Origin of the sequence: Pseudomonas sp. P129 (assembly GCF_020312195.1) — a bacterium.
Taxonomy (GTDB): Bacteria; Pseudomonadota; Gammaproteobacteria; order Pseudomonadales; family Pseudomonadaceae; genus Aquipseudomonas; species Aquipseudomonas fragariae.
Genome location: NZ_JAGPYS010000001.1, coordinates 940081 through 954615, shown reverse-complemented (window position 1 = coordinate 954615; position 14535 = coordinate 940081). Strand labels below are relative to the sequence as shown.

Sequence of the window (14535 nt, the reverse complement as noted above, 5' to 3'; positions counted from 1 at the left end):
CTCCACGCAGCAGCGCATGTAGCCAATAAAAAACCCCGCTTTTTCAAGCGGGGTTTTTTATCGCCCATGAAAAAGCAGCCCGAAGGCTGCTTCGTTCACAACACCGGTACCTTAGTGCGAAACCGCACCACTGGCACCCAGCCCCGTCTGCGAGCGGACGAATTGCGGATAGAACAGAGCGCGCTCGCCCTCCGCCGCTTTCGACTTGTCGGTGATGGAGAAGAACCAGATACCTACGAAGGCGATGGCGATGGAAAACAGCGCCGGGTATTCGTAAGGGAAAATGGCTTTCTCGTGGTGCAGGATCTGCACCCAGATGGTCGGACCGAGCACCATCAGCACCACTGCACTGATCAGGCCCATCCAGCCGCCGATCATGGCGCCACGGGTGGTCAGGTTTTTCCAGTACATGGAAAGCAGCAGAATCGGGAAGTTGCAGCTTGCCGCGACCGAGAACGCCAGGCCCACCATGAAGGCGATGTTCTGGCTTTCAAAGGCAATACCCAGAAAGATCGCCACGACCGCCAAGGCAATGGTGGTGATTTTCGAGATACGGATCTCGTCCTTCTCGTTGGCTTTGCCTGCCTTGATGACGCTGGCATACAAGTCGTGGGAAACCGCCGAAGCACCCGCCAGGGTCAGACCGGCAACCACTGCCAGAATGGTGGCGAAAGCGACTGCCGAGATGAAGCCCAGGAACAGACTGCCACCGACCGCATCGGCCAGATGAACCGCAGCCATGTTGTTACCGCCCAACAAGGCGCCTGCTGCATCCTTGAACGCCGGATTGGTGCTGACCAGCAGGATCGCGCCGAAACCGATGATGAAGGTCAGGATGTAGAAGTAACCGATAAAGCCGGTTGCGTAGAGCACCGACTTGCGCGCTTCCTTGGCATCGCTCACGGTGAAGAAGCGCATCAGGATGTGTGGCAGGCCCGCAGTACCGAACATCAGGGCCAGACCCAGCGAGAACGCCGAGATAGGGTCTTTCACCAGCCCGCCAGGGCTCATGATCGCTTCACCTTTTGGGTGAACCTTGATCGCTTCGGAGAACAGCATGTTGAAGTCGAAGTTGACGTGCTTCATGACCATCAATGCCATGAACGACGCACCGGACAGCAACATCACCGCCTTGATGATCTGCACCCAGGTGGTAGCGAGCATGCCGCCGAACAGCACATAGAGGCACATCAGGATACCGACCAGCACCACCGCAACGGCGTAGTCCAGACCGAACAGCAACTGGATCAGCTTGCCGGCACCGACCATCTGCGCAATCAGGTAAAACGCCACCACCACCAGCGAGCCGCAGGCAGACAGGGTGCGAATTTCCTTTTGCTTGAGGCGGTACGACGCCACATCGGCAAAGGTGTATTTACCCAGGTTGCGCAGGCGTTCGGCGATCAGGAACAGGATGATCGGCCAGCCTACCAGGAAGCCGATCGAGTAGATCAGGCCATCGTAGCCGGAGGTGTAGACCAGCGCGGAAATACCCAGAAAGGACGCTGCCGACATGTAGTCACCGGCGATCGCCAGACCGTTCTGGAAGCCGGTGATCTTGCCACCTGCCGAGTAATAGTCCGACGCTGTCTTGTTCTTTTTCGATGCCCAGTAGGTGATGTACAGCGTGAAAGCGACGAAGACCACGAACATGACGATCGCGGCGACGTTCAGGGGTTGTTTCTGCACTGCACCCGTCAACGCGTCTGCCGCCCAGAGGGTCGGCGCGAAGGCGGCCAGGCCAAGTGCTGCTGATAGGCGCCGGATCATTGCTGAGCCTCCTTGAGGATCGCGTTGTTCAGGTCATCGAATTCACCGTTGGCACGGCGAACATAGATGGCCGTCAATATGAACGCGGAAAGGATCAGCCCGACGCCTATCGGCATTCCCCAGGTAATGGTCGAAGTGGGACTTAGTTTGGCCCCCAGAATATGGGGTCCGTAAGCGATCAAAAGAATAAAGGCCGCATACAGGCCAAGCATGATCGCCGAGAGAATCCAGGCGAAACGCTCTCTTTTGGAGACCAGCTCCTTGAAACGGGGGCTGTTTTGAATCGAGAGGTAAATGCTGTCGTTCATTGTTTTTGTCCTCGCAGCACAGATGAGATGTCACGTAACGCACTTTAGTCGGGTCCGGCGCGCACTCCAGACGACCTTAGTATTAGAACGACATTAGCTGTAGATACCTCTTCTCGCACGGCCTGGACCCGCCGGCAGTCGGTCGCACGGAAAATACTTCGGAGCGGAAAAACGAAAGGCCGTCTGGCGACAACACCAGACGGCCTTGAGAAGGGCTGTTCAGACACTTTGCGACTATTTGGCAGTCCATGCAGCAACGCGATCCGGGTGCTTGGCGACCCAGTCCTTTGCTGCCGCTTCAGGTTTGGCACCGTCCTGAATCGCCAGCATCACTTCACCGATTTCGTCCTTGGATGCCCACTGGAATTTTTTCAGGAAGGCCACGACCTCAGGCGCTTTTTTCTCCAGCCCCAGGCTGGCAACGTTGTCGACGGTTTCAGCCTCGCCATAGACACCTTTCGGGTCGTCCAGGAAACGCAGTTTCCACTTGGCGAACATCCAGTGCGGCACCCAGCCGGTAACCACGATGGATTTCTTCGCCTTCTCTGCGCGGGTCAGCTCGGCGATCATGCCTGCGCCGGAGCTCGCCTGCAGCTTATAGCCGTCCAGACCGTAGTCCTTGATGGCCTGATCGGTCTTGAGCATCACGCCCGAGCCCGCATCGATCCCGGTGATCTTCTTGTTGAAGGAGGCATCAGTCTTCAGGTCTTCGATGGTTTTGGCCTTGACGTACTCAGGCACGATCAAGCCAATCTTGGCGTCCTTGAAGTTGGGGCCGTAGTTGACGACCTGATCCTTGTACTTGGCGTAGTACTCGCCATGCGTGCCCGGAAGCCACGCAGACAGCATCAGGTCCAGCTTGTCGGTTGCCACCGCCTGCCACATGATCCCTGCAGCGACAGACTGCAACTTGACGTCATAGCCAAGCTTTTGCTTGATCACCTCGGAAGCCACGAAGGTGGTGGCGACACTGTCGGACCAGCCTTCCACATAGCCAATGGTCAGGGTCTTGGTTTCGGCAATCGCCAGCGTGGAGCTGACCGCAAGTACCAGAGCGGCACCCGCCCCCAGTATTTTTCGCATCATCATTGTCGCTTCCCCGGAAGTCTGCACCGACGGTTGTCGGAACATGGTTAACGTTGTTCTCCAGACCGCCCTCGCGCCCGACCTTGGGGCACGCGGCGCCTTGCACGTTTTTATCGCTGCCACGCGCAGTCAAACGCACCGCAACGCCACCCTGATCATCGACCTGCGGAACAGGCAGGCATGCTCTGTCTGCGACACTGGGGCAATGGGAAACGACAACAACGAGCCATCAACGACAACGCGCCCCGAAAAACGCCTTGATCCGGCCATCAACAGCTGAGGACGCTGCTTCATGCCTATGGGCGAGCCCCCTTCCCCATACCAACGTCGTATAGACGGTAGAGAACTGCAGCGCACCACTCTGGCTCATGTTTCGAAGGAAACACGATGTGTTACCGCAGCTTCAGGATCACCGACGCGAACGGGTAACACGGAAACATTTTTTCCGGCTCCATGACCACCCAACAATCATCAGAATCCGCAACTTACTGATTTTAAAGAATTTTAAAAAACTGGCACGGGTCCTGCTATATCTCTGGTACAACAAAAACAACAAATGATGCGGCAAACCAATAAAAACAAGACGTAACGGCTCTGACACAACAAGAACAAAACGGACAGAGGCGCAGCTAACAGATTTTTTTGGAGTGGATCAGCTTTACAGAGCCCTTTCAATGAAAGGCCTCGCGACCGGACCGAGAACAATAAAACTACCGTCAGGTAGCTCCAGAACCGGTGGGATCACGCTGTTGTGCAGGCAGGTGATTAAAGCGAATCAGCGCTCAAAAAAATACGTTTGCTCTTGACCCCGATAGGGGTCGCACAACAACGCTGTAAAGGGACTGGTCGCCAACAACAATAACAGGCCGCCCTATAACAATAAAAAGAGCACGTGAACCACATTGGAGGAGAGCTACGGCTCTCCTTTGTGCTTTCCGCGAGCCGGAAAATCCGCCTCCAGGCCATGGTCTGCCAACCTTTACCAGCAGTGCAAACGTCGCGCCGGGGCAGCAAATACGCTAGTCACGCAAAAATAAACCGCATATCTGCATTGCAAAATCCAAAGAACGTGTATTGTTCCGTCATATTTACAGGATTAACCAGTGGATGGGGCACTTTGGCACTACACCTTGGTCATAGCCTGCGTATTTCATCAGCACTTCTTTCCCAAGGGATTTAGTCATGCTCCGTTTTCTGCGCCTCGCCACTGTTATAGGTGGCTTGTGTTTAAGTGCGTCCGCTCTGGCAACCAACGTCGACTCCGCCACCTATGGCTACCCGCTGACTAATCCGTTCGAAGCGACCATTGCGACCACACCGCCCGCTCTGCGCCCCGACCTGCCTGACGATGAAGATATCGATCAGGATGTCTACACCCTGAACCTGCATCCCGAGCGCGAGTTCACCCTGCCCGACAACTTCTGGGCGGTGAAGAAGTTGCACTATCGCCTGGCCAAGCAGGACCACGCTGCCCCGCTGATCTTCCTGATCGCCGGCACCGGCGCGCCGTATAACAGCACGATCAATGAATTCCTGAAAAAGCTCTATTACGGCGCGGGCTACCACGTCGTACAGCTGTCTTCGCCCACCAGCTATGACTTCATGACCTCGGCCTCGCGCTTTGCGACTCCTGGTGTCTCCACCGACGACGCAGAAGACATTTATCGCGTCATGCAGGCCATTCGGGCTCAGCAGGCGCAACTGCCGGTAACCGACTATTACCTGACCGGTTACAGCCTTGGGGCACTGAATGCTGCATTCGTCAGCAAACTGGATGAAACCCGCCGCAGCTTCAACTTCAAGAAAGTCCTGCTGCTCAACCCGCCGGTCAATCTCTACACCTCAATCAGCAACCTCGACAAACTGGTGCAGACCAACGTCAAGGGTATCAACAACACCACCACGTTCTATGAACTGGTGCTGGCCAAGCTGACCCGCTACTTCCGCCAAAAGGGCTACATCGACCTCAACGATGCACTGCTGTTCGACTTCCAGCAGTCCAAGCAGCACCTGACCAATGAACAGATGGCGATGCTGATCGGTACCTCGTTCCGCTTCTCGTCGGCTGATATCGCGTTCACCTCCGACCTGATCAACCGTCGTGGCCTGATTACACCACCGAAATTCCCGATCACCGAAGGCACCAGCTTGACGCCGTTCCTCAAGCGTGCCCTGCAGTGCGACTTCGATTGCTACCTGACCGAACAGGTCATCCCTATGTGGCGCGCGCGCACCGACGGCGGTAGCCTTCTGCAACTGGTCGACCAGGTCAGCCTCTATGCACTCAAGGACTACCTGCACAGCAACACCAAGATTGCCGTCATGCACAACGCTGACGACGTGATCCTGGGATCGGGGGACCTCGGCTTCCTGCGCAAGACCTTTGGCGATCGCCTGACCGTTTACCCGTACGGCGGGCATTGCGGCAACCTTAATTACCGCGTCAACACCGACGCCATGCTGGAGTTTTTCCGTGGCTAAACGTCTTTTACTTCTTGCCGCTCTGCTCTGTGCCGGCACAGTCCAGGCCGCTGACGCGGATACCAGCAACAAGGCTCAGCACCCGGCCACGGTGGCCCGTCAGACCGATGCTGACGGCTTTACCCAGCCGCTGAAGTCGCTGCAATTCAACCCGGGGCTGGATCAGCGTGAGTTCGAGCGCGCCTCCATCAACGCACTGGAAGTCTATGATCCGCTGGAATCCTGGAACCGCCGGGTCTACCACTTCAACTACCGTTTCGATGAATGGGTATTCCTGCCGGTCGTGGACGGCTACCGCTACATCACCCCTGGCTTCGTGCGCAGCGGTGTGAGCAACTTTTTCAGCAACCTGGGCGACGTCTCCAACCTGCTGAACAGCCTGCTGCAGTTCAAGGGCGAGCGCTCGCTGGACACCACTGGCCGTCTGCTGCTCAACACCACCATCGGCATCGCCGGTCTGTGGGACCCGGCGACCATGATGGGCCTGCCGCGCCAGAGCGAAGACTTCGGCCAGACGCTGGGCTTCTACGGTGTGCCGTCCGGGCCTTATCTGGTGTTGCCATTGTTCGGTCCATCGAACCTGCGTGACACCGGCGGCATGCTGTTCGATTACACGGCTGAAAACCAGATCAACTTCCTCAACGTGGCCGAAGTCAGCAGCGACCATCCGGAAATCACCGTGTTGCGTGCCATTGACCGCCGTTACGTCACCAGCTTCCGTTACGGCCAGCTCAACTCGCCGTTCGAGTATGAAAAAGTGCGCTACGTCTACACCGAGTCGCGCAAGCTGCAGATCGCCGAATAAGCGTAACGCAGTAAAACGACGGCCAGCCGGAGTGATCGGGCTGGTCGTTTTTTTATGGGCACTTTTACCTGCCTGGTTAATCACATGCCTCAGGCGCAAACGCCTGCGTCATTAACAGACAAAAAGGAATTTCCATGCGCTCTTTCGGTTTCAAGACAATCGTTGTGTGTATCGCACTGGCAGCGTGCCAGAGCATGGTCAGCGTTCAGGCTGCCACCAAGCCGCAGGCCGCCGCGCCCGCCGCTGCTGCGGTGCAAAACGCTTCACTGCTGGGCGGCAAACTGGCCTTCACCATTCCTGCGGGCTACGTACAAGGCGAGATGCCCGAGATTGACGCAAAGGCCAAGGCTCAGGGTGTGACGGGGTCGCTTTACACCAATGCGGCTGAAAAGCGCGTGTTGATCGTTACCGAAACGCCGATGCCAATGGGCGTGCAGGCCAGCGATAACGATGGCGCAGTACTTGATGGGCTGGTCACCGGCATCCTTGCCCAGCAGAGTACCGGCTACAAGGATTTCAAAAAGCTGGGTGACAAGAAGATCGTCAAGAAGAACGGTCTTGGTGTGCGCCAGCTGGATACCTCGGCGACCATGAGCGACGCTCAGGTGCTGAGCACGTCGATCATCGCGGCATCGGGTACTCGCGCAGCCGTGCTGAACGTGGTCTCCAATGCAAAGAATCCGAAAGAGCACGCCGCGCTGGTGAAGACCGTTATCGGCCAATGATCTGCGGACCGGTCAGCCGGTCCGATGCGACTCAATCCGCCCGCAACACGCCGGAAATTCGCTCGCCCAAGGCCGGACCCTGGACAGGACGCAGACGAAATTCCAATTAGTGAATTCCAGTCCACAATAAAGGGAAAACTTGGCAAAGATACAAGCTCATTTCTGCAATAAGCTGGCGGACTTATTTTTAATGGGTCTGCACTATGCCTTCTCTGGAAACCACTGCCTCCGGCGCTCGCAGCGCAAGCTCGACCGGCGCCGGCTTGTCCATCGCGATTCTGGCCCTGGCCGGCTTCGTGATCGTCACCACTGAATTTCTCATCATCGGTCTGTTGCCTTCGATGGCCCGTGATCTGGGAATCTCCATCTCTACTGCCGGTTTGCTGGTGACGCTGTTCGCCTTCACGGTGATGCTCTTTGGCCCACCGCTGACGGCCATGCTTTCGCACCTGGACCGCAAGCGCACGTTCATCGTCATTCTGCTGATCTTTGCCGCCTCCAACGCACTGGCGGCGGTATCGAGCAATATCTGGGTGCTGGCGCTGGCACGGTTCATTCCGGCACTGGCCTTGCCAGTGTTCTGGGGCACCGCCAGTGAAACGGCAAGCCTGCTGGCCGGACCGAAGCGCGCTGGCAAGGCCGTTGCGCAGGTCTACCTCGGTATCTCGGCTGCCATGCTGTTCGGTATCCCGCTGGGTACGGTATTCGCCGATGCCGTGGGTTGGCGCGGGGCATTCTGGGCTCTGACGTTGCTGTCAGCGTTGATGGCTTTGTTGCTGGCACTGTCGATGCCGCGTATCGAACCTACCGCAAAGGTCGGCCTCGCGGAGCAGGCAAAAATTCTTCGGGATCCGTTTTTCCTCGCCAACCTGCTGCTGTCCATCCTGCTGTTCACGGCCATGTTCGGCGCCTATACCTATCTGGCTGATACGCTGGAACGCATCGCGGGCATCGAATCGGCTCACGTGGGTTGGTGGTTGATGGGCTTCGGCGCGGTAGGCCTGATCGGCAATGCCCTGGGTGGACGTTATGTGGACCGCAGCCCGCTCGGCTCGACCATGGCGTTTGCGCTGCTGCTCGCACTGGGCATGACCGCAAGCGTACCCGCCGCAGGCTCCATGCCGCTGCTTGCCGTGGTACTGGTGATTTGGGGCATTGCGCACACGGCGTTGTTTCCGATCTGCCAGATCAGGGTGATGAAAGCAGCGCCTCAGGCCCAGGCACTGGCCGGGACCCTGAATGTCTCGGCAGCCAATGCCGGCATCGGCCTGGGATCGATCATCGGAGGCCTTACCATCGAGCACCTGGGCCTGGGTGCCGTAGGGTATGTCGCCGCTGTTGTTGCGCTGCTGTCCATCGGCGTTGCATGGATGACCAGCATGCAGAAAAACAGGGCACCGTTGTAACCGCCTGACCGTCGCTTTACTGAATTCGCCGGGCAGTGTGTCTGCCAACAACCAGACACCCTGCCCCCGGTTATTCACGGTGTATTAGATTGTAAGTTTCGTCATATTTTTGAACGGGTTTTAGCACTGTTTATGTCATTTAATTGACTTCCAAACAGTGACCTTTCATTAATATGTGGTTATTTGACACCCCTCGGCAAAATACTCTTTCCTTGCCACTAGTGAACGCTCAAACTCCAGCCTTTCGGTCACGCGGCGTCGATTTCCGACCGATTCGAAAGTAATGTCCGGTAAGAATCTATGAGCACCTATCACCGCCGAGGGATGGCATTCGCCAAGCGGATCTACGCCCCGAGATGCTTCGGTGTCAGCGTTGGCTTTGTGACGGTCGCTGTTTCTTTGTATTACGTGAACACAGCACACTGGGCGTGGTTGTTGGCACTGCTCTACAGTCTGGTATGGCCACATGTTGCTTATCAGCTCGCAAGAACGTCACGCGAGCCCTACCAGGCTGAATGGCGCAATCTGCTGTTCGATTCGATGATGGGCGGTTTCTGGATTGGCGCGATGGGTTTCAGCGCCGTTCCCGGGGTCACGGTCCTCGCCATGATGGCCATGCATAACATGGCCGCCGCCGGGCCACGGCTGATGCTGCAAGGCCTGTGCATGCAGGCACTGGGCGTGCTGATTTCGCTGGCCGCGCTCGACCCTGTCGTCAATCTGCATGGCAACATGGCGCAGATCTACGCCTGCCTTCCGGTACTGGTGACCTACCCTATCTTCATTGGCTGGCTGAGCCATCAGGTCACACTCAAGCTATGGGAACACCGCAACATCCTGCGCAAGGTCAGCCGCACCGACAGCCTCACCGGCCTGCTCAATCATGGTGCGTGGAAGGACCTGCTTGATCTGGAGTACGCCAGTAGCCAGAACGCGTATCAGGAATGCGTCATCGCGCTGATCGATATCGATCACTTCAAGGTCATCAACGACACATATGGCCACCTGATGGGCGACACGGTGCTGCAGAGTATCAGCGAAGCACTGATCGAAAACCTGCGTGATTCCGACCTGATCGGGCGTTGTGGCGGCGATGAGTTCTGCGTCATTCTGCCCGACACCAGCTTGCTTCAGGCAAAGGAAATCCTCGAGCGCCTGCGTCTGGCGATAGACGAAATGACCTATACCCTGCATTGCGATCTCAAGGTCAGTCTCAGTATCGGTATTGCCGCCTATTCTCCTGAAATGCCGGATGCCTCGTCGTGGCTGCATGAAGCAGACAAGGCGCTGTATCTGGCCAAAAGCACAGGCCGCAACCGCGTCGCCAGCCCTCAGGATGCGCCGCCAGAACTCCAGTCGCTTGGCGCACAGGCCTGACCTGTCAACGCCTGTCCTTGAACAGCATGTCGAACAGGGATGAGAGACTCTTGACCCCCATCGCTTTCAGGAACGTCTCGCGCATGTCGTTACGCAGGCTTTCCAGGGTTATTTCCTTGGGTTTGGTGGCTTTTTTTACGGATGGCGTTTCTCGAGAGTCTCCTTCGCCGGGAGTGTACGTTTCCTTGGACAGCGTCCTTATGTAGTCACTCTTCTGGCTTTTATAGGTAGTGAAATCTGCCCCCAGTTGCTCGTCTCTTTCCCCCGCCGTTGAAAACCGGTTGATGACTTTTTCCATGAACTCAAAATTATTGTGCCCTATGGAGCCGTAGTCCTTGTCAGTGATGAAGCGAACAAACCCCTGGTCCAGCCGTGTTGTTTTTAGCCCATCGCTCTCGGTAATACGCTTGGCGGTGGCCGCGTGCGGCTCGGTAAAACTGTAGAAAACCTTGTGGCCTTCGAGGTCATATGTTTTGCCCTGGTTCTGGCGGCCCCATATTCTTCCATCATCTTTCTCTCTATATGAGGCCAGTCCAAAAGCCAGATCATCAACATAGCCCAGATCAGCTCCCTGAGCGCTTGCCCATTCATAAACATCACCCAGCAGCCTGCGATCATCCCGGGTTAAAAAAAACGCCTCGGGCATGGACATTCCACATTCGGCTTTCCCGAGCATGGGCGCAGAACGACCAGAGTCCGCGACCCCAAATACCCTGTGTTTCAGGAGGGCCTGGCCGCTGATGGTCACCGCAGAGTCTGGAGAGGTTGATCGAAGGGGGGGATTGGCAATTGAGGATATGGTCTTTGCTGCTCTTTTATCATCAAGTTGTTGCGCGGCTATCAGTGCATCTGCTCCGGAACTTATGACTCGCATGACGTTGGCTCCTACCCCGAAAGATCCCTGACGGTTATCGCCAGGGATTAACAATCAGTACGTTAAATGAAAGGTGACTGTTTCTGGCCCGGCAGGCTTGCTTTGCCAAGGTCCACTTTCAGCGCTGTGCCTGATCATGACGTCGGAGGCATAGCTAAAACCAAGACTGTTGAATCTCTCAGTACTGCCAGGCACGCCTGGCGTTATAGAGATACAATCAGAATCATGTACACCGCCTCTCCTGAAACAAAGATTTGCGCGTTCGTTCACGCTTTCCGGAAAGGTAGTCGCGGTCCAGGAAATCTTTTGCAACCGAGAGTTGTTAGCCGCGCCGCGGGGGTAATCAGCCAATCTCAACTGGTGTCGGGAAAACGCACTGTGAGCAGGCCCATTGATAAACGTCGGGGTTCTGGTAGTCGTCACCGAATAGTCGGCCGCCTGGCTGGCAGCCGACACTAACAAGAAAACCAAAGGTGTTATTTTTTTCATAGGTGTTACTCCAATATTTATAAATAAAATTCATCGGCCGTGCAAAAGCCCCAGGCTTGAAACGTTTGCACGAGCTGCTATTTCGTATCATTCGCCGGACGCGCTGACGCGCACTGAGCTTGAACGTGTTTTGTTAGAAAAAACCTGAACCGCTTGTAAAACCCTATCAGCCGAGAGGATCAACACCCGCTTCCAACACCTGCTTAGCCACACGCTTGATCAATGGAAAGTTCAAACGAGGACAGGTTATTCAACAGCCACTCAGGCGTATGCATCTCAAGCAATGTACCGATGGGCTGCTCCATCATCAGTGCTCCATAGAGGGCTTCCTCATTATCGAGGTGCGCTTGCTGGACAGCGCGATAGTTGAGCGGATAGATGCTCTTCTCAATGGGCAGTAATCGGTCGAAGTGTTCGAGCAGACCATGGAAGACGATTCGCCGCTCGACGGTGTTGCGCGTGGTGGCAATGAGTTTGACGAAGTACTCACTGTCCTGAGCCCGCAGCGCTTCGCTGGCGGTATAACGCTCGACCAGCGTGTGCGTTGAGGGGTCATCGAACACGATGCAGCACAGGTCTTCGCGCACCAGGCCTTTGAACGGGTTCTCGACTTCTGGCCGACGGCCGTGCAGGCCCAGTGCGAATTGTACGGCGCGCTCGGCCAGCCATTGACGCTTGCGGCCCTCAAGCCGGGCAATGTCTTCGAGTAAGGGTGACTGACGCCCATGCGAACGAAGCTGCCGACAGAGTTTGGCAAACAGGCCAACGGGGCCGGACAGCTTTGCCTGTTGCTCGGCCAGTTGCGCCACCGAAAGCGCGGACTGCCGGGTTGCCAGATGATGGAAGTTTGTTGTCATATTAAAACCGGGCCGCTGCGGATCCAGCCGCAACGACACGTCGGCACCTGACTCGCCCCGAACAAAACAAACAGTCATGAGTGGCTCCTTTTTTATTGTTTACAGTTCGTCGTGCGAGCAGGCTTCGGATATTCCTTTCTGCAGCCAGCCAGGAAGCAGTGCCTGATGGGCGTCACAGCGCAGCACGGTATTATTGATGGCACTGCCAAACGTCAGCAGTGCTCATTGCATTAACAAGTTACAGGTTGCGACAAGACACATTATGTATGTGCTGGCTCGCTGCGCAACCCGACAGATGTAGGGGGTCGGGTAATGTTTCCCGGAAGCAATAGAGATACGCACCTGGCCATGAGCTCGGCACGCGTCCTTACCTGGTTCTTTCTCAGCAGCGAAGAGACGTGATCGCGAACTGTGTAGTCACTGATACTGAGTTGCCTGGCAATTTCCTTGTTCGTACATCCCTGCAACAACAGGCCAAGAACCTCCTGCTCTCTCATTGTCACCCACATGATACTTCCCCTTGCCAGCATTTTGCCCAACAGGCAAATTTGTAGGATGTTTCTTACATTCGTCTTCCATGACCCAAACAGTAAGTCGGCACAGAAATCATTTTATTTAATCTTGTTTTGCATTAAAACGACACACCCCTCAAAGTCTCGCAACAAAACCGAAGACTGTAAGAAGAATCGCCGATAATTAAATATCGAGGAAAACTCCTACAACAAACGCGGAATAGTTACACCTATCTATTTACAGACGTCATAAAGGATTCACCTGACGAAACATTTCGCGCAGACACGAACCAAGAGCACATTAGATAAACAACGTAAACAGTATGGAGAGGCGAAAGATAGACTTGAGGAAACGGAATTACAATCACTTGTTACAAATGAACGCGTCTGCCAGCAGGAACTTTCCGGCCATGTTCGAGCTGCCACTCACCCCACAACAGAGGTGAGCAGCGGGCGTTGCGCCACACGGCCCGGAGTTATCCGGCGTTACCGCTTGCCAGGTCATCCACCACCACGCCCCGGCGCAGGCCGAATACCGCTGCGGTAACCAGGCCCGTGGCGCCCATGATCAGGCTATAGAACACGCACACCCAGATATTCCAGGGCATCAGGGTAATCAGCATCAATGGCGTGGTGCTGGCCCAGAAGGCGTAGGCGATGTTGTAAGTGAACGAGATGCCTGACACTCGGATGTTCGCCGGGAACAGGCCGACCATCACCGATGGCACCACACCGACAATCCCGCACGCCAGCCCGGCAATCGCATAGGCGATGCCCAGTGGCATCCATTGCTCGATGAGGCTGGTGTAAAGCACGCCGATGCCTATCGGCATCAGCAGGCTGTAGAACATGATGCCGCGCCAGGCGCCGATGCGGTCGACCAGCATGCCTGCCAGCACACAACCTATATTGAGAAACACGATGCCGACGGCGCTCAGGGCAAAGGTGTCGCTGGCGCTGATACCAAAGCGCTGCTGCATGACCGTCGGGGTAATCACCACCAGTACCACCACGGCGGAGGTCAGCACAAAGGTCAGCAACGCAGCAGGCAGCAAGGATTGGCGGTGATCACGCAGAACCTGGCCAAGTGGCAGCGCCGGCAGATGTTCACGCTGGGCATGCATGGCGATGAACACAGGGGTTTCGTTCAGCCAGCGGCGTAGCCAGACCCCCACCACGCCGAATACGCCACCGAGCAGGAACGGAATACGCCATGCCCACTCAAGGATCTGGTCAGGGCTGAAGACTCGCGCCAACCATGTCGCGGTCAGTGCGCCAAGCAGGTATCCGAACGTCAGGCCGGCTTGCAGTACGCCCAGTGCATAGCCGCGATGCCCCTTGGGCGCGTGTTCTGCCACGAATACCCAGGCACTTGGCACTTCACCGCCCACGGCGGCTCCTTGCAGGATGCGCAGCGCCAGCAGCACCAGCGGCGCCCAGTAACCGATCTGTGCGTAGGTGGGCATCACGCCGATCAGCAGACAAGGCAGCGCCATCATCAGAATGCTCAGGCTGAACACCCGCTTGCGGCCCAGCCGGTCGGCGAAGTGCGCCATGAGTATCCCGCCCAGCGGGCGTGCCAGATAGCCGGTCACGAAGATCCCGAAACTTTGCAGCAGACGCAGCCATTCAGGCATGTCCGGGGGAAAGAACAACTGGCTGAGGGTCAGCGCAAAGAACACGAAAATGATGAAGTCGTAGATTTCCAGTGCCCCACCCAGCGCCGCAAGGCTCAGGGTCTTGTAGTCGGCTTTGCTGAAGGGCTGGGAGTGGGAACGTACGATGTCCGTCATGAGGCATCCGAAACATGGCTTGAAAGAGCGCCTGGCGCTCACAGGGCGCGAA

Annotated in this window: 13 protein-coding genes; 6 read left to right on the top strand and 7 right to left on the bottom strand. The window is 56.4% G+C overall.

Annotated features, from left to right (window positions below; genetic code table 11):
* Positions 1 to 111 precede the first annotated feature (111 nt).
* The 3 genes from KBY02_RS04175 to KBY02_RS04165 form a co-directional block, all read right to left on the bottom strand.
* On the bottom strand, positions 112 to 1770 hold the full coding sequence (locus KBY02_RS04175; protein ID WP_003402531.1) for a cation acetate symporter: 1659 nt from the start codon (positions 1768 to 1770) through the stop codon (positions 112 to 114).
* Complete coding sequence (locus KBY02_RS04170; protein WP_003314526.1) at positions 1767 to 2078, bottom strand: DUF485 domain-containing protein; 312 nt, start codon at positions 2076 to 2078, stop codon at positions 1767 to 1769. The genes KBY02_RS04175 and KBY02_RS04170 overlap by 4 nt, the downstream gene beginning before the upstream one ends.
* A gap of 234 nt (positions 2079 to 2312) precedes the next feature.
* A complete protein-coding gene (locus KBY02_RS04165; RefSeq protein ID WP_011268630.1) occupies positions 2313 to 3167 on the bottom strand; it encodes a glycine betaine ABC transporter substrate-binding protein in 855 nt (284 codons plus the stop codon).
* A 40-nt stretch (positions 3168 to 3207) separates the two neighbouring features.
* On the opposite strand from KBY02_RS04165, the gene KBY02_RS04160 reads away from it, so the two are divergent.
* The 6 genes from KBY02_RS04160 to KBY02_RS04135 all read left to right on the top strand — a co-directional run bounded on the left by KBY02_RS04160 (position 3208) and on the right by KBY02_RS04135 (position 9958).
* Positions 3208 to 3444 (top strand): hypothetical protein, encoded by a 237-nt coding sequence (locus tag KBY02_RS04160; protein ID WP_003402529.1) that lies wholly within the window; start codon positions 3208 to 3210, stop codon positions 3442 to 3444.
* Between the two features lie 902 nt (positions 3445 to 4346).
* Entirely contained in the window at positions 4347 to 5645 is a 1299-nt protein-coding gene (locus KBY02_RS04155; protein WP_011268631.1) for a serine protein kinase PrkA, read from the top strand.
* Positions 5638 to 6450, top strand: coding sequence for a VacJ family lipoprotein (locus tag KBY02_RS04150; RefSeq protein WP_003402525.1), 813 nt, complete (start codon positions 5638 to 5640; stop codon positions 6448 to 6450). The genes KBY02_RS04155 and KBY02_RS04150 overlap by 8 nt, the downstream gene beginning before the upstream one ends.
* A gap of 134 nt (positions 6451 to 6584) precedes the next feature.
* The gene (locus tag KBY02_RS04145) at positions 6585 to 7175 is read left to right on the top strand and encodes a polyribonucleotide nucleotidyltransferase (RefSeq protein ID WP_024659541.1); all 591 of its coding nucleotides are present in this window, start codon (positions 6585 to 6587) and stop codon (positions 7173 to 7175) included.
* 203 nt (positions 7176 to 7378) lie between these two features.
* Positions 7379 to 8581 carry an MFS transporter gene (locus tag KBY02_RS04140; protein ID WP_024650560.1) on the top strand — a complete coding sequence of 401 codons (1203 nt, stop codon included), beginning with the start codon at positions 7379 to 7381 and terminating at the stop codon, positions 8579 to 8581.
* 300 nt (positions 8582 to 8881) lie between these two features.
* On the top strand, positions 8882 to 9958 hold the full coding sequence (locus tag KBY02_RS04135; RefSeq protein WP_011268632.1) for a diguanylate cyclase: 1077 nt from the start codon (positions 8882 to 8884) through the stop codon (positions 9956 to 9958).
* Between the two features lie 4 nt (positions 9959 to 9962).
* Here KBY02_RS04135 and KBY02_RS04130 read toward each other — a convergent pair whose 3' ends face one another.
* The 4 genes from KBY02_RS04130 to KBY02_RS04115 all read right to left on the bottom strand — a co-directional run bounded on the left by KBY02_RS04130 (position 9963) and on the right by KBY02_RS04115 (position 14483).
* Complete coding sequence (locus KBY02_RS04130) at positions 9963 to 10832, bottom strand: hypothetical protein (RefSeq protein ID WP_011268633.1); 870 nt, start codon at positions 10830 to 10832, stop codon at positions 9963 to 9965.
* A 692-nt stretch (positions 10833 to 11524) separates the two neighbouring features.
* On the bottom strand, positions 11525 to 12256 hold the full coding sequence (locus KBY02_RS04125) for a hypothetical protein (RefSeq protein WP_003402519.1): 732 nt from the start codon (positions 12254 to 12256) through the stop codon (positions 11525 to 11527).
* A gap of 182 nt (positions 12257 to 12438) precedes the next feature.
* Complete coding sequence (locus KBY02_RS04120; RefSeq protein WP_003402518.1) at positions 12439 to 12708, bottom strand: helix-turn-helix domain-containing protein; 270 nt, start codon at positions 12706 to 12708, stop codon at positions 12439 to 12441.
* Between the two features lie 458 nt (positions 12709 to 13166).
* Positions 13167 to 14483 (bottom strand): MFS transporter, encoded by a 1317-nt coding sequence (locus KBY02_RS04115; RefSeq protein ID WP_003402517.1) that lies wholly within the window; start codon positions 14481 to 14483, stop codon positions 13167 to 13169.
* Between the last annotated feature and the right edge of the window lie 52 nt (positions 14484 to 14535).